The organism is Paenibacillus sp. JT22N12, from assembly GCF_056269365.1.
In genome coordinates this window covers 212,956-229,517 of the sequence record NZ_JBWDNU010000006.1, presented here as the reverse complement: position 1 = coordinate 229,517, position 16,562 = coordinate 212,956, and the positions used below count along the sequence as shown (strand labels likewise).

Annotated in this window: 16 protein-coding genes; all 16 read left to right on the top strand. The window is 48.9% G+C overall.

Annotation, left to right across the window (positions count from 1 at the left end; all coding sequences use genetic code 11):
- Positions 1–4 precede the first annotated feature (4 nt).
- The 16 genes from hutU to AC0YOA_RS22305 all read left to right on the top strand — a co-directional run bounded on the left by hutU (position 5) and on the right by AC0YOA_RS22305 (position 16,414).
- Complete coding sequence (hutU, locus tag AC0YOA_RS22380) at positions 5–1,678, top strand: urocanate hydratase (RefSeq protein ID WP_475788492.1); 1,674 nt, start codon at positions 5–7, stop codon at positions 1,676–1,678.
- 9 nt (positions 1,679–1,687) lie between these two features.
- On the top strand, positions 1,688–2,962 hold the full coding sequence (gene hutI / locus AC0YOA_RS22375; RefSeq protein ID WP_475788491.1) for an imidazolonepropionase: 1,275 nt from the start codon (positions 1,688–1,690) through the stop codon (positions 2,960–2,962).
- On the top strand, positions 2,959–4,215 hold the full coding sequence (locus tag AC0YOA_RS22370; protein WP_475788490.1) for an allantoate amidohydrolase: 1,257 nt from the start codon (positions 2,959–2,961) through the stop codon (positions 4,213–4,215). Before hutI ends, AC0YOA_RS22370 begins: the two co-directional genes overlap by 4 nt.
- An 11-nt stretch (positions 4,216–4,226) precedes the next feature.
- On the top strand, positions 4,227–5,552 hold the full coding sequence (locus AC0YOA_RS22365; protein WP_475788489.1) for an amidohydrolase family protein: 1,326 nt from the start codon (positions 4,227–4,229) through the stop codon (positions 5,550–5,552).
- A 92-nt stretch (positions 5,553–5,644) separates the two neighbouring features.
- A complete protein-coding gene (locus AC0YOA_RS22360) occupies positions 5,645–6,805 on the top strand; it encodes an enolase C-terminal domain-like protein (RefSeq protein WP_475788488.1) in 1,161 nt (386 codons plus the stop codon).
- A 475-nt stretch (positions 6,806–7,280) separates the two neighbouring features.
- On the top strand, positions 7,281–8,342 hold the full coding sequence (locus AC0YOA_RS22355; RefSeq protein WP_475788487.1) for an LLM class flavin-dependent oxidoreductase: 1,062 nt from the start codon (positions 7,281–7,283) through the stop codon (positions 8,340–8,342).
- A 548-nt stretch (positions 8,343–8,890) separates the two neighbouring features.
- Positions 8,891–9,178 carry a cupin domain-containing protein gene (locus AC0YOA_RS22350; protein WP_475788486.1) on the top strand — a complete coding sequence of 96 codons (288 nt, stop codon included), beginning with the start codon at positions 8,891–8,893 and terminating at the stop codon, positions 9,176–9,178.
- A 70-nt stretch (positions 9,179–9,248) separates the two neighbouring features.
- A complete protein-coding gene (locus AC0YOA_RS22345; protein WP_475788485.1) occupies positions 9,249–10,163 on the top strand; it encodes an alpha/beta fold hydrolase in 915 nt (304 codons plus the stop codon).
- A 7-nt stretch (positions 10,164–10,170) separates the two neighbouring features.
- Positions 10,171–10,416 carry a hypothetical protein gene (locus tag AC0YOA_RS22340; protein ID WP_475788484.1) on the top strand — a complete coding sequence of 82 codons (246 nt, stop codon included), beginning with the start codon at positions 10,171–10,173 and terminating at the stop codon, positions 10,414–10,416.
- Positions 10,417–10,722: 306 nt separating this feature from the next.
- A complete protein-coding gene (locus tag AC0YOA_RS22335) occupies positions 10,723–11,511 on the top strand; it encodes a GNAT family N-acetyltransferase (protein WP_475788483.1) in 789 nt (262 codons plus the stop codon).
- Positions 11,512–12,043: 532 nt separating this feature from the next.
- Positions 12,044–13,021: an SLAC1 anion channel family protein gene (locus AC0YOA_RS22330; protein ID WP_475788482.1), complete on the top strand. Its 978-nt coding sequence runs from the start codon at positions 12,044–12,046 to the stop codon at positions 13,019–13,021.
- A gap of 436 nt (positions 13,022–13,457) precedes the next feature.
- Positions 13,458–14,015: a TetR/AcrR family transcriptional regulator gene (locus AC0YOA_RS22325; RefSeq protein ID WP_475788481.1), complete on the top strand. Its 558-nt coding sequence runs from the start codon at positions 13,458–13,460 to the stop codon at positions 14,013–14,015.
- Positions 14,016–14,067: 52 nt separating this feature from the next.
- Positions 14,068–14,520 (top strand): hypothetical protein, encoded by a 453-nt coding sequence (locus tag AC0YOA_RS22320; RefSeq protein ID WP_475788480.1) that lies wholly within the window; start codon positions 14,068–14,070, stop codon positions 14,518–14,520.
- 251 nt (positions 14,521–14,771) lie between these two features.
- Positions 14,772–14,951, top strand: a complete 180-nt coding sequence (locus AC0YOA_RS22315) for a hypothetical protein (protein WP_210047043.1) — start codon at positions 14,772–14,774, stop codon at positions 14,949–14,951.
- A gap of 12 nt (positions 14,952–14,963) precedes the next feature.
- The gene (locus AC0YOA_RS22310; RefSeq protein WP_475788479.1) at positions 14,964–15,881 is read left to right on the top strand and encodes a hypothetical protein; all 918 of its coding nucleotides are present in this window, start codon (positions 14,964–14,966) and stop codon (positions 15,879–15,881) included.
- Positions 15,881–16,414, top strand: a complete 534-nt coding sequence (locus AC0YOA_RS22305; protein ID WP_475788478.1) for a hypothetical protein — start codon at positions 15,881–15,883, stop codon at positions 16,412–16,414. Before AC0YOA_RS22310 ends, AC0YOA_RS22305 begins: the two co-directional genes overlap by 1 nt.
- Positions 16,415–16,562: the final 148 nt, after the last annotated feature.

The window sequence follows — 16,562 nt, the reverse complement described above, 5'->3', positions numbered from 1 at the left end:
CGCTATGAAGGAACGAGTCGCTCGCGCGCCGCGCGGCGCTGGGCTGAATACGAAGGGCTGGGTCCAGGAAGCGGCGCTGCGCATGCTGATGAACAATCTGGATCCGGAGGTGGCGGAATATCCGGGCAAGCTGGTCGTGTACGGGGGAATTGGCAAAGCCGCGAGGAATTGGGAGAGCTTCGATGCCATCGTCGATACGCTGAAGCAGCTGGAGGACAACGAGACGATGCTGGTGCAATCCGGTAAGCCGGTCGCGGTCTTCCGGACCCACCGGGACGCGCCGCGCGTGCTGCTCGCCAACTCGAACCTGGTGCCGGCATGGGCGAACTGGGATACTTTTCACGAGCTGGACCGGAAGGGGCTTATGATGTACGGCCAGATGACGGCAGGCAGCTGGATATATATCGGCAGCCAGGGCATCGTTCAGGGTACCTATGAGACGTTCGCGGAATGCGCAAGGCAGCACTTCGGCGGCACTTTGAAAGGGACGATTACCGTAACGGCCGGCCTCGGCGGAATGGGAGGGGCGCAGCCGTTAGCCGTCACCATGAACGAGGGCGTGCTGATCGGGATCGACGTCGACAAGACTCGAATCGAGAAGCGGCTTCATTCGCGTTATTGCGATTGCATGCTGGAAGACCTGGATGACGCGATCTCGCTTGCGGTCGAGGCTCGGAAGGAGGGGCGTGCGTTATCCATCGGTTTGGTCGGCAATGCGGCAGAGGTACTGCCGGAAATGCTCCGCCGCGGCTTCATTCCGGATATTATAACGGATCAAACCTCGGCCCATGATCCGCTGAACGGATATCTGCCTCAGGGCTTATCGTTGGAGGAGGGCAGCAAGCAGCGCGCGGAAGCTCCGGCGATTTATGTCCGGAGGGCCAAAGAAAGCATAGCGGCGCATGTAATAGCAATGCTCGAGATGAAGCGGCTCGGCGCCATCGCCTTCGACTACGGCAATAATATTCGCCAGGTTGCTTACGATGAAGGCGTGGAAGACGCCTTTGCTTATCCGGGTTTTGTCCCTGCTTACATCCGTCCGCAGTTTTGCGAGGGGAGGGGTCCATTCCGCTGGGCGGCGTTATCCGGCGATCCCGAGGACATTTACAAAACAGATGAAGTTATCTTGAAGACGTTCGCCCACCGTGAACATTTATGCAAATGGATCCGAATGGCGCAGGCCAAAATCGCCTTCCAGGGCCTGCCGTCCCGGATCTGCTGGCTCGGCTACGGCGAGCGGGCGTTGTTCGGCCGCATCATTAACGATATGGTCGCTTCCGGGGAGCTGTCGGCTCCGATCGTGATCGGGCGCGACCATCTTGACGCGGGCTCCGTCGCATCGCCGAATCGCGAAACGGAGGCGATGCGCGACGGCAGCGATGCGGTCGCGGATTGGCCGATCCTGAACGCGCTCCTCAATACGGCGGCCGGGGCAAGCTGGGTATCGCTGCATCACGGCGGCGGCGTAGGCATGGGTTATTCCATTCATGCCGGCATGGTGATCGTCGCGGACGGAACGAAGGAGGCGGAGGAGCGATTGGAGCGCGTCTTGACGACCGATCCGGGCATGGGCATCGTTCGCCATGCGGATGCCGGCTATGATCTTGCGATCGATAACGCCAAGAAGATGGGGATTCGGATGCCGATGGCGGGCAGACAGGTGACCGGAGAGGAGTGACGCTGCCCTATGCTTTATATCAAGAACGCGGCGCAAGTCGCAACCGTAAGCGGGGGCAGCCAAGCGCCAAAGATTGGAATAGAGATGGAGAAGCTGAACATCATTGAGAACGGCGGTGTCGTCATGGATGGCGAACGCATTGTCTTCGTCGGAACCGACCAAGAGGCGGCGGAGTATGTCTCGCACCATGGAGGCGAAGACGTCAACGTTATTACGGCGGAAGGAAAGACCGTCACCCCGGGTCTGATCGACCCGCATACGCATGTGGTGTTCGCCGGGTCGCGGGAGCATGAGCTGACGCTTCGCATTCGCGGCGCCACCTATATGGAAATCCTTCAAGCGGGCGGCGGTATTCTCGATTCTACGATCAAAACCCGCGCCGCATCGGAAGCGCAGTTAATCAGAGAGACCCGCAAGCGGCTTGACCGCTTCCTTGCCCATGGCGTTACGACGATCGAGGCGAAGAGCGGTTACGGACTGCGGCTTGCGGATGAATTGAAGCAGCTGCGGGCGGCCCGTTTTCTTCATGGCGAGCATCCCGTCGATCTCGTCTCGACCTTCATGGGTGCCCATGCGGTTCCTCCCGAGTACAAGTCGGATCCGGACTTGTTCGTCAGAATCGTAACGGAGGAAATGATACCGGCTGTCGCCAAGGAAGGGCTGGCTGAGTACTGCGACGTCTTCTGCGAGGAGGGCGTGTTCACTCCCGGACAATCGAGGAAGATCCTGGAAGCCGGCCTGAAATGGGGGCTGAAGCCGAAAATTCATGCCGATGAGATCGTCCCTTACGGGGGCGCCGAGCTGGCTGCCGAGATAGGAGCCGTATCGGCCGAGCATCTGCTGCGGGCGTCGGACGCCGGCATTCGGGCAATGGCAGAGAAAGGCGTCATTGCGGTGCTTCTGCCCGGTACGGCCTTCTTCCTCATGACGAAGCCGGCCAATGCCCGGAAAATGATCGAAGCGGGTGTGCCCGTCGCCTTGTCGACCGACCGGAATCCGGGCTCGAGCCCCACGGAATCGCTTCCCTTTATGATGAACCTGGCCTGCTTAACGATGCGGATGACGCCTGCCGAAGCGCTGACTGCCTGCACGATCAATGCGGCTCATGCGATCGGACGCGCAGACCGGATCGGCAGCATCGAGGCCGGAAAGCAGGCGGATCTGGTTATTTTCGATGCTTCGAATATCGAATACTTGCAGTACCATTATGCCGTTAATTTGACGGAGACGGTTATCAAGAAGGGTGTTCCCGTCATTGTGCAAGGCCAAAGGAATTACGTATGAAGCAGCTGACGATCAATGCGGCCAGATTGGAGAAAGCCATTCATGAAATGGGCCGAATCGGCGTGAATGGGCAGGGCGGCTTGGACCGGACGGCGTTTACGACTGCGGATTTAGCGGCCCGGGATTGGGTAAAAGAGAAAGCGGCTGCTCTCGGCCTGGACGTTCGCGTTGACGAAGCGGCCAATATTTGGGCTGCCCGGCGCGGCAAGCGCAGCAAGCTTCCGGCTATAGCGTTCGGTTCCCACGTCGATACGGTGCCGAACGGAGGCAAGTACGACGGAGCTCTCGGTGTCCTGTTAGCTTTGGAGCTCATGCTTGTGCTGAAAGAGCAGGGGATTCGGACCCGGCATCCGCTCGAGCTCGTTTCCTTCAGCGCGGAAGAACCGAATCCGTTCGGTCTATCGACATTCGGCAGCCGGACGGTAGCCGGCAAGCTGACAAGGCGGGACTTGGAAGGCGTCCGGGACGACACCGGCAGGCTTATGATCGATGCGCTGCGCCAATCGGGCGGGGATCCGGAGCGTTATGGGCAGGCGCGCCGGAAGCCGGAAGAGTTCGCTGCTTTTCTCGAGGTGCACATCGAGCAGGGGAAGAGACTGCTGAACCGCGGCATTCCGGTCGGCATTGTCACGGCGATCACGGGCATATACCGCGAGGAAGTGACCGTCCTTGGCGTGCCGAATCACGCGGGGACGACACTTATGCAGGAACGGACCGATGCTTTACTGGGAGCGGCCGAAGCGATGCTCGCACTGGAGCGGGTATGTCTTGCGCATCCATCGGACGAAATCGTAGGGATTGTCGGGAAGATCACGAACGAACCGAATGCGCCTAATATTATTCCGGGAAAGGTGCAGTTTCATATGGAGATCCGCGGGAAAACGAGAGCCGACATCCAGGAAGCAATCGATAAATGGGAGATGCAGGCGGCTCTCATTAGCTCCAGCAGAGGAGTGCGAATCGAGCGCCGCGTGCTGCTCGACCAGCATCCGGTTGCCATGGATCCGCTCGTTGCCGGGACTTGCGCTTTGCAGGCGGAGAAGCTCGGATATGCGCATGCACCACTTGGCAGCATGGCTGGACACGACGCGGCGCATATGGCGTCGCTTACCCGTTCGGGGATGCTCTTCGTCCCCAGCCTGGATGGAAAAAGCCATTGTCCGGAAGAGGCGAGCCGGATCGAAGATATCGGGAAGGCGGGCAACGTTCTTCTTCATGCCATTTTGGCGCTGGATGAGAGTTTGGATGTTTAAGGAGGGTTAGCGTGAGCAAGCGGAAGCTGTATGCAGCGGATTATGTCTATGCAAACGGATCGTTTCAGAAAGATTTTGCACTCGTGGAGGAGAACGGCGTCATCATGGAGGTTGGGCCTTCGCCAGAGGTATCTGCTTCGTTTCCTGATGCCGAGCTGGTCTGCTGGGAAGGGAAAGCGATCGTGCCGGGCACGGTCAATGCGCATAATCATTCTTTTCAAAGCCTGCTGCGCGGCATCGCCATCGATAAACCTTTTCTGGAATGGAGGGATCAAGCGCTGTACCGGTACACGCCGCTGCTTGATGAGGAAGCGATCTATACGGGAGCACTGCTGGCTTTCGGGGAAATGATCAGGTACGGCGTCACGACAGTCAGCGACTTCTTCTATGTTCATAACGGCAGCACGGCCTATGACGAGGCGGTCATTCAGGCTGCGAAGGATGTAGGTATCCGGCTTGTTTTTGCCCGGACGATGTACGATTGGAGCGGCGCTCCAGCGGCGTACAGGGAGACGGTGGAGGAAGCCGTGGAGCGGACCCGTTCTCTTGCCGTCAAATACCAGGGGGACCCGATGGTTACGGTCCATCCGGCGCCGCACAGTCCGCACGCGGCTTCGCCGGAAATGATTAAGGCCGGTCATCGTCTGGCGGTCGAGCTGGATACCCCTTTCCATATTCATGTCGCGGAAGAAATGTTCGAGGTCGAGGAGACGTTAAGGGATTACGGCCTTAGGCCGATTCATTATTTGGACTCGTTAGGCGTATTGGATGAACGGATGATCGCCATTCATTTGGTGTGGCTGGATGATTCGGAGGTCGAGTTGATTGGCAGCCGCGGCAGCTCGCTGGCATATTGTCCCTCCAGCAATATGTTTCTCGCAGACGGTGTCACCCGTATCCCTGACCTCTTGAAATCCGGCGTAAAAGTTTCCTTGGGGACGGATGGAGGGTGCAGCAACAACCGGATCAGCGTGTTTGAAGAAATGCGGATGTGCGCTTTGCTGCAAAAGGTTTCCCGGTTGGATGGGACCTGCATCACCGCGAATGACGTGTTCCGGATGGGAACCGCAAGCGGCGCCGAAATATTAAGGCTGCAGGCCGGTTCGATCGAAGCCGGCAAAGCGGCGGACTTCACCGCGCTGAACATTCAGGATTTGTCGTTGGCGCCAAAACGCGAATTATTTGCGAATATGGTCTATGCCATGCAGCCGAATGCGATTGCCCATGTCGTCATCGACGGCAAACCCGTCTTCAGCAAAGACGGATTACTGACCGTAGCCGAGCAAGACATTAGTTCGCGGGTGAACCGTTTATTCGAGAAGTGGGGCGGCGCATGAATTATCTACTAACAGTATAATTCTATAATATGGTATTCTACTTACGAATAAAATCAGGACACGAAGCCGCCGAGCCGGTTATGGAGGATCCTATGGACATTACAGGTATACAAGCTGATTGGAAAGTGGAAAAGATCGAGTTCGCCAAATTAACGGGCGAACGAGCCAGAAGCGCAGGGGCCAATGGCAGAATCGGCATTCATGGCAAAAGCTGCACAGTGGATATCGCCAGAATTACGATCGATGGGCAAACGGGTTACGGCAGCTCGATTCATATGACGCCGGACTGGGCCGAAGAGATAATAGGCTGCCGATTGCTTGACTTATTCGACGACCGGGGCAGACTGCGCGAAGCGTATCGTTTGCAACTGGAATATCCAATGCTCGATTGGTTAGGACAGAGACAAGGCAAACCAGTTTATGACCTGGTGTCGGGTGCCCACTTGGAAAGGGGAGCCCCATTGGTTGTCCCCTGCTATGATACCTCTCTGTACTTCGACGATTTGCATCTGTCCGATGAGAGAGCCGCAGTCGCGTTGATGCAAGAAGAAGCGATGCAAGGATATGCGAAGGGACATCGCCATTTTAAGATTAAAGTTGGCCGAGGCGGACGCCATATGCCGCTCCGGGAAGGGACGAAACGAGATATCGCGATCGTACAGGGGATCTCGGAAGTGGCAGGTCCCACAGGCAAAATCATGATCGATGCGAATAATGCCTATAATTTGAACTTAACCAAAGAGGTCTTGGCGGCTTTGGCGGATGTGAATCTGTATTGGCTGGAAGAAGCGTTCCATGAGGATGAAGCCTTGTACGAGGACTTGAAGGAATGGCTCCGGCAACGTGGGCAGAATGTGCTGATCGCGGATGGGGAAGGGCTTGCTTCACCGCATCTTGTTGAATGGGCGACCCGCGGCCGTGTCGATGTGCTGCAGTACGATATCATCTGGCCCGGCTTTACGCATTGGCTGGAATTAGGCGAGAAGCTGGATGCGCATGGTTTGCGATCTGCGCCTCATTGTTACGGCAATGCTTACGGCATTTACGCGTCGGGACATTTGTCAGGCGCCGTGCGCAACTTCGAATTTGTGGAATACGACGACATTGCTATTGAAGGAATGGATGTATCCGGGTATCGAATCGAAAACGGAGAGATTCATATTCCGGCCACGCCGGGTTTCGGAATTGTCTTCGACGATGAACTTGTAACAAACCTTGTAAAGCGATCCGGCTGGTCCTTGAATAGCCGATAGTAAGCCATAGAATATAATGATATTGGAGTACGGATTTCTATTATATGGCGGATAAGTTCTGCTGCGATGCTAAAGCTCTTATAACTGTGGTCAAGTGCAGCGGGGAACGCTTATTAGGTGTCGGGTGACACGAACATTATCTCATTATTGGCCGCGTAAACTGCGGCCTTTTTTTGCGTTATGGGATAAAGCTCCCCTAATAAGAACGGGCAGATGTCTTCTTCGGAGGAGTCCGTGTCTTATTTTTCATGTTGACAGATTAATATTATAATATATTATTAGAATTAATAATTTTAGAATAACTAATTATAGTGTAAATGTCAGAGGAGTGAGTACATGCCTATTTTATCAGTCATGGGATGCCCAAGCATGCTCATTAATCTCGGACAACTTGTCATTTGCGACGGATGAGGAGAAGCTCGAACTTATTGAAATAAGGATTTTACTTTAACTTTATATTTAGGGGGATTTGAAAATGGAAATAGGTGTAGATACGTTTGTCGAAACAACTCCGGATGTTCAAACGGGCGAGACGATAAGTCATGCGCAGCGCTTGCGTGAGGTTGTGGAAGAAATTGTCCTTGCCGATCAGGTTGGGTTGGATGTATTCGGGGTCGGCGAGCATCATCGTAAGGAATTTGCGGATTCCGCTACTGCTGTTGTGCTGGCGGCAGCGGCGCCCATGACTAAAAGGATACGCTTAACCAGTTCTGTTTCCGTGCTCTCTGCTGCTGATCCTGTACGTTTGTTTCAGCAATTTGCCACGCTCGATGGTATTTCAAATGGACGTGCAGAGATTATCGCGGGTCGAGGCTCTATGGTCGATGCGTTCCCATTGTTTGGTTATGATTTAAATGACTATGAAGAGCTTTTTGAGGAAAAATTGGAACTGTTATTAAAATTACGGGACTCGGAGAAGGTAACCTGGAAAGGAGGGCATCGACCTGCCTTTACGAATCTTGGTGTGTATCCGCGTCCGGTTCAAAACCCTTTGCCAGTATGGCTCGGCAGTGGGGGCAATCCGGATTCGGTAATACGAGCAGGGGTACTTGGACTGCCACTTGTTTTGGCGATTATTGGCGGAAGCCCCTTGCAATTTGCTCCACTCGTGCCGCTCTATAAGAACGCTGCTGCCCGTGCAGGACATGATGCATCGAAATTAAAAATAGCTGTACACTCACTCGGGTTCATTGCAGAGAGTACCTCGCTTGCAGTCGAGAAGTACTTCCCTCCCACTCAGGCATCGTTTAATTATTTTGGAAAAGAGCGCGGTTGGGGACAATATAGCCGTTCAAACTTTGATGCCTCACGCAGCTTAGAAGGCGCACTCTACGTAGGCGATCCCGAAACGGTGGCCAACAAAATTATTCACATGAGCAAACATTTAGGCTTCACACGATTTTTCCTGCATTTACCCATTGGCACCATGCCGCATGGGGATGTTATGAAAGCTATTGAACTATTGGGAACGGAAGTCGCTCCGCAAGTTCGGGAAGAGATCGCAAGATGGGAAGCTGCAGAAGGGATATCGAGATGATGACAACAGTCGCAGTTGAAATGGGCTCCGCCCGCAACTCCGATTAGAGGATGACTTTGAAGTTTGTTATAACATATCAGGAACGAATGGTAAACAAAGATTTTACCAATCGTTCTCGTTTAGGTAAACGGTTGGTCTAACCGAAAAATATAACCCGTTGTTGTTTTTCCCTCGGATCAACTCACTTATACGTTTTTAACTAGCCCCAGTGATAACATTCAAATTTCAAATGTTAAAAAACCATCGCCAAGCATTGGCGATGGTTTTTTACAGTGATTTCGTTGAAGGAGAGGTAAAGCATGAGATAAGTTTTTTCAAATATGACATCAAATTCATTTAAGTGACGCGGTTTGTAAGAAATTGGCCTATTAATTAGATGCAAACGATATTTCCACAAATTTCCTCACCCTCGAATTATAAATTTTATGTTATATAAGTTGACAGATTCAGAATGAATAATTAATATGAGAACGATCGAACTAATATACCTGCGCAGGTACTTAAAATTAAATTCCAACAAGAGGAGCAAAAAATGATGATTAGTTTACGTGTTGGATGGAGAATTAGAAATGACACTTGGCAATGAAACTCTTCTGGTTAAAAGTAGAGATTATGTCTTCGCTCCTCGTGGCATTCCACATACCTTTAAGGTGAGGTCAAAAAAAGCTCATTTCCTGATTACAGCCTACCCTGCGCGATTTGATTCATTTGTAAGGGAACTGGGCGTTCCTTACGTGGAAGGAATGGAAGCGCACATTGAGCCTCCCACTCCTGAATCGATACAGAAACTAATGCAAGTATCAAAAAAATATAATATTACTTATCCTGGTCTTTAAATTTTCCAAGCCATTACCCGTTGCCAGTCATACCAAATCGTTTTATCACAGAAAGAAGGGATAGTCGCGTATGAGAGAATCTTTCTCCAATTCATCCATTTATGATTCCAGAGGCGCGTTAGCACCTGGCGAGCATAAGCTTTCGATCGACGGAGTGGAACAAAGCTATTATGTAGCCGGCAGAGGGCCGGTTTGTCTGGTTCATGCAGGTGGTCCCGGTTTCCATTGGGATTATATGCGTATGCCGTTGCTTGAAAAAACAATGACCGTTGTCTATATAGAGTCCATAGGCACGGGGAGTTCAGGGATGTTGCCAGACGGAGATTACAACATGTCGCGGTACGCCTATTACGCGCATAAAGTCGCAGAACACATTGGAGCTCGGAGACCATTCTTCTTGGGACATTCACACGGAGGTTTTGTCGGACTTCAATATGCTCTCGATTATCCTGATGAGCTCGGAGGGCTAATCGTCTATAGCAGCGCTCCGTGTATGGGACCTGATATTGGTATGGAGCAGGTTCGGCAAATTGAGCTCTATGCTCAGCGCTGGCCGGATCGTCCTGAGGCTCAGGATGCGAAACAGGCTTGGATGGACTTAATAACAGGCGCAGCGCAAGACAGCGAATCGACCCTAAACATTTTACGGCGGTTGTTACCCGCATTCTTCGGTGATTATTGGAACCTCCCGGAAGAAGTCGAGGAGTGGAAAGCCAATCTGAACTTTACCTTCGATCCGAATCGGAAGCCGCATACATGGGATGTTAGGGATGCTTTGCATACGATTCTTGCTCCGACACTCATCCTGGTCGGAGAGAATGATTTCAACTGCGGCCCACGATGGGCAACGGAAATGGCTGAGAAAATTCCTGGATCGCAGCTCTATACCTTCGAAGAGGGCGGGCATATGAGTCATGTCGAGAACCCTCAGGAATTTACGAGAGTAGTGAGCGATTTCGTCTCTCGGATCATTAGCAGCAAGTAAATATTAAATGTCTATGGGCGTGGATCTGAAGAGCTTCTCCAGCATTACTGGTATGAATTTCGACTATGACAGCAAGAAACACACTGGCGCTTCCGGCGATCCGGGTTACCACATTCTCGATCTGTATCCCGGGATATATAAGGGCAAGCAGACGAGCCCTGATGTCTACGTCGCGCCTCAGCTGACATACGGAGAGGACCATCCGGGATCAGCCATCCCGGCCATCCGGTTGGGTGTCACAATCACAGAATAAGAGGCTCCCGACAATAATAATAAACTGTCGGCTTGGCAAGAATATTGACCGATTAAACTCCGCTTCATGAACAATTTTTTTATTATGAATGCAGGTTTTTGTCTTTTTCATTAGAAAAGAGACAAGAACTTGCATTGTTTTCCGATTTGGGACAATAACATGCATGGTTTACCACGATATTAGTCTTGCACAAGTTTGATGGCTTCAAGTTTCGAAGCTATAAACCGTTGGGTACTCCCATGATACGAAGGCGTTTTTCTTTTATCAACGACGGAATTAATCCATCTACAGGAATACTAACGGAGGATGAAGAAATTGGCGAGCTATAATGAAGCCATTCGCGAGAACATGATTCTGGCTTTTGAACATTTGAGCAATAATAATCCGCGCATGAAATTTGAACGCACTCTTACCGCCTGCCGGGTCGAAACTGATATTCCGTATCCGATTTTCAACCGCGTATTCGATTATCAAGCTTCCAAAGATATTGACGTTGCTGCGGATGTGAAATCCATTGCTGCTTCGTACCATAAGCGCGGCATGAAGTGCGGCTGGCACATCTATTCCCATGACCGGGATGAAGCCGTAATCGAAGCGCTGCATGCGAACGCGTTTGTCAACGTGGGCAGTATGTCCGGGATGTCGCTTTCCCTTGAAGGCCAGGCGATCAAGAATGCCGAAGTACCGGGATTGCAAATTCGCACCATTCATACGGATGAGGAACTCGAGATATTCAAACGGGTCTTTATTGCCGAATATCAGCTTCCGGATGACGTGGCAGAGGCCGCTACCCGGATTTTCGCCTATGACAAAGAACGGAAATCGACCCGCTATTACCTTGGCTATTTAAACGACATGCCCGTCAGTACCTTAATGACCTTCAGTCAAGGAGACGTTACGGGGATATACACGGTTGCGACTCTTCAAGAATTCCGCTCAAGAGGCATCGGCGGAGCAATCGTGGCCCATGCCTTACGCGATATGCATGCCTCAGGAGCAAAGCAGGCGATTCTGCAGGCAAGCTCCATGGGTCAAAGCATTTACCGCAAGCTCGGATTTGAAGAAGAAATCATGATTGACGTTTATTCTGGGTAATTAAACGCTTGCTTCGGCGCCGATTTGCCCGTATTGGCAATAATGACCGAGATAAAGCAGCACAATAAAAACAGCGGAGGTCCAAGGCTTTGGCATCAAAGTCCTGGACCTCTGCTGTTTCGTTATTTAGTCATATGTCGGATGACAAGAGGTTGATCCCGATTGCCGACGATAAATCAATTTACAAAATTACCCATAACTCAGTTCAAAAGAAAGCGCGATCCAAACGGAACTTTTGTTTCCTTAAAAAACCATAGATCACATCTATCGTTTTCATAGAAAAAATGATATTGATCTATAATTTTTAATCTAATACAATGAGGCATCAGGTGAAGTTGAGTTAATCGAAAGGAGAACGATAAAGGTACATTTGCTCATTACAGCATATGGGAGAGGGCATAAAATGGAATCGGAAGATGGATACTAATATTCATAGATGTGCATCAATTATAAAGGTATAAAGCATGACGAATCAGCCTTGGTTTGGTATTGGCCGAACTGGGGCAATTTGTATAGAAAGTGGTGACTATCCATGCAAACCATGGCTGCCGTACAGAAACAAAAAAGTTCTGTTCAATTCTTACCCGTTAATCTATTCGCGTCGGTTATGGGAATTTCAAGTCTGTCATTGGCTTGGAGACAAGCAAGCACGCTATTCGGCACTTCCCCCGTCATCGCTGATATTATTGGAATTGTCGCAGTTCTGGTATTTGTCGCGTTAAGCATAGGTTATATTTCAAAATGGGTTCTTTATCCACAGAAAGTCAAAGATGAATTTGCGCATCCGGTTTTAGGGAATTTTTTCGGTACGATCACGATTTCCATTCTATTGCTTTCCTCCGTGATAGGCGCCTACAGTCAGATATTGGGGCAAGTGATCTGGATCATCGGAATTGTACCCACATTAGCGCTTAGTTTTGTCATCGTTACACGCTTGTTGAGCGGCAACCATGAGCCAGGTAACGCGGTTCCGGCCTTGTTGATTCCTGTGGTAGGGACCATTAATATCGCTGTTACCGGCGGGACAATGCCATTCCCATGGGCGCATGAAATTAACCTGTTGTCCCTGGCGATCGGAGGAATTGTTGCTTTAGTTTTCCTTTCCTTGATCTTATCCAGATTGATTCATCAAGCTCCACTGCCAGCAGGATCAACGCCCTCCATGATGATTATGATTGCGCCGTTTGAGGTTGGTTTTCTTGGCTATACGAATTTCGAGCAGCGGATTGATCCGTTCGCCTCCATCTTGTATTACTTTGGTCTGTTCCTGTTCATTGTCTTATTCTTCAAAGTATTTAAAAAATCCATCCCGTTTGGCGCTTCCTGGTGGGCCGTAGGCTTTCCAATGGCTGCTCTCAGCAATGCCGCTTTAAAATATGCGATGTTTGTGCATTCCTGGCTGTTAATCGCCATTTCCGCGGTCATTCTGGCTTTGTTAAGCATCGTTTTGGCCGTTCTCTTTATTCGAACAATAAACATGCTACTTAAAGGGAGTCTGCTTAAAGGATAATCATCTAATCATTTAACGATCTTAACAAAAAATGATAAGCAAGGTCTGCGCTCTGCAGGAGTAGGAATTATAATATTAACATTTGTGTTAATTAGATTCCCTTTTTGAAAAATGTTGGAGGCTAGAAAGCCGCCAAATAAAGATATATAAGCTAACGGATCACGATAGTGGAGGAGCTAGCTTCGGGCAGCTCCTCTTTCGTTTACCTTTCCCCATAGAGGGAGGATATCTTATTTCGGGAAGTTCCCCTAGTGTACCATACGGCATTGAATTTCCCCAATTTAGTAAGTATTAAACTGGTGGCCGGACCTTGAACAGGTAGGATATTTTTTGAAAATGGATATTGACACTCCTACCTAACTAAGTTAAACTAACTTTGTTAGGTAAGGAAACAATAAGGATCGGAGGTTTATAAAATCCAACTATGAGTGATTCTTTGAAACAGAGCTTAAATAAGGAGCGCATTATCCAAGTCGCACTCGAAATCCTAGATAAGGATGGAGCTGCAGGGTTAACGATGCGCAAACTGGGGTCAGCACTAAATATTGAAGCGGCTTCTCTTTATTATCACTTTCCTAACAAAGGAGCTCTGATCCAGAACATCGTCGATTCAATAAGCGCCCGGGCAGTACCTGATGCTGAGTCACAATCATGGTGGGAGGCGTTGTATGCATTTGGGATCAGATTCAGAGAAACTTTGTGCGCACACCCAGGGGTAGTGCAACTGATAGCTACTCATCCGGTATCGGCTGAAGTGGGAATCAAGCTCGCTGCACCACTGGTAATAGCAATGCAAAAATCAAGTGCCAGTGAAGAGCAGGTGCTTTTCGTAATCCAATCTATAGCTGTTTTTGTAATTGGTCATGCATTGGCAGAAGTCGGCAATTTGCCCAATCCGCCAACAGCGCCTCAAAGCTACTACGATGATTGGTTTCAAATGGGTATCCACGGTCTCATTAGCGGCTTTAAGCAGCAATTTCAAGAAGAGAGCTAGTAGCAGGGAAGATCGAATACAAACGAGTCTGGAGTTCAAAGGAGGAATATACATGTTTTTCACTATGTTATGGCTGCAGGTTATTACGTTGCTATATCATCAGTTGACAACCAGAATTGATTTCTTTCCTTTTAACGGTGTTCGCAATTATACAATCAAAGAGCGTAAAAATGAGGCTCTAATGAACGGCATTATCATGATCGTCCCCATCATCCTTATATTTACCCAAATGCCTATGCTAATCGGTGTTGCTGCAACCATCTGGACACTTGTAGTTGTAGGCGCTGTGTTGAGCTGGTGGATACCTTATTTTACGGGTCATGCGGTCTATAAAATGCCTAACAATGAAACGTGGACACAAGTATATGAACGTATATTTGCAAAGACCTTCACCATATTGCCTCGTATCAAAAACAATCCTAGGCCGAACGTAGAACATATGGTATTGCATGTTTTTATTGTAGCCTCGGCTATCATGACATGGACGTACGCTCTTCATGCTTAAATGAAAGCAGCAGTTGAAATAAATTTTTGCGCTAACGGATCACGATAGTGGAGGAGCTTGCTTCGGGCAGCTCCTCTTTTGATTTATTGAAATCGTGTTCGGTGAAAGGACTGACAAGAACCTATCTCGTTCATATAGCAATTCCCAATTTGTGTATATATACAGGATGCGTGGACATAATATTTTTAGCAAACTGCGGTCAAGAACATCGACGGCAAAATCAGAGAATAAGATGGGGAGGCGCTAAGTTAATGTCGAATAGAAAAAGCTACTATGCATTTGAGAATCCGTCAGGCACTTCAATTGAATTTCAAGCTACCAGCTTACAACAGGCCATGGTGATTAAAAAGAAGAAGGCCCAAGAACTGGGGATTCCTAAAGAGGCTTTTGAACTCAAAAGCATACGCAAGAAACCAAGCCAAAGCGCATAAGAACATAATCTGATGGAAGTCCGCGGAAATCGCGGGCTTTTTTTAGTAAAGGTTCGTTTTCGAAAAACTGAATTGGATGGATATTTAAAATTTGGAAAGAATAACAATGGATTTACTCATCGAAAGGCAAAGGGGAAGCAAGCAATGAATAACTTCAGGAACGTATATAGAAATCGGTATTATCAAGCCAACGTTACTGCGTTCGGTACAATTCAACTTCACCAGCGAAATCCCCTTATAGTCGCATTATGGTCCGTAGCTTTCCCTGGATTTGGCCATTTCTTGGTCCACAAATTTATGACTGGCTTTGCTTTGTTTTTTTGGGAATTTTACATTAACCAATTAACCCATCTTAATACTGCAATGATGTATTCGTTTAACGGCGAAATAGACCAGGCAAAGGCTGTTTTAGACGAAAAGCACATATACCTCTATATTCCAGTGTATTTATTTGCAATATGGGACAGCTACCGAGTTGCAATCGATGAAAATAAGATACATCTGTTGGCGAAAAGGGAAAATGCCAAGTACACGACTTTCACGATAAACCCTTTCGGGAATAACTTTTTAGACAAGAAAAAGCCATGGATCGCTTTCGCTTGGTCAATGGCATTACCAAGTCTCGGACAACTATATATTCATCGACTCATGGGCGCTTTTTTGCTTCTGATTATGACCATAATCGTAATCCTAAATTCAAACCTGGTTGAAGGCATTCACTATTGTCTACTAGGGGACTTTTCGAGAGCGAGAGATATAGTAGATGTTCAGTGGTCCCTTTATTTCCCATCGATATATTTCTATGGCATTTATGATTCCTACTCAAATACGGTTGAATTAGTCAAACTTTTTAATTGGGAACAAGCGGACTTTTTGAAAAAACATCATCAATCTCAAAATTTTGTATTGCATAAAGGAGAAAAAATCTAATGGACATACAGTTCTTCTCTACATTTCAGCATTCACACTATGTCGAGCTTGCTATTAGCAAACTAAAAGAAAATGAAATCGATGATATCTACGCAGTTCCACTTGATAACCGTCAAATAGATACAAAACTGTTTGATTCGATACACGGTATGGACGGAACCTCATTAGTAGATATTGGGCTCGTACTTGCCATGATGGGTGGAACGATAGGGGTAGCTAGAGGATTTAATCTTGACTGGGGACCGGTGTTTTGGGGACTAATTGGATCGGCAGGTGGGTTTGCTATTGGTTTTGTATTCGATGTAATAAGAACCCTCTATAAACGGAAGAAGATAAGAACAGCTAAAACTAAACATGGTGAAGTTATAATCATTGTCCAGTGTACAAATGAACAGTCCCCGTTTGTAGAGCAGACCTTATGGAGTAACATGGCACTTGGGGTTGCTAAAACACGAATGCAAGGAGGCGTTGAACGGAAACAAGGACGCTATCAATTACGAGCGTTTAAAATAAACAAAACTGAAAGAAATTAGTGTAAAATTATTTCTCCAGGCTTATAGCTTGCTACATACATATGTATAAAATATTTCAGCTGGATTGTGAAGTCGAGTGTCCGCGGACCAAAGCAAACGGCTTATCAGCTGCCGGTAGCCTCAAGCCCTGACAAGCTGACTGCCAGCA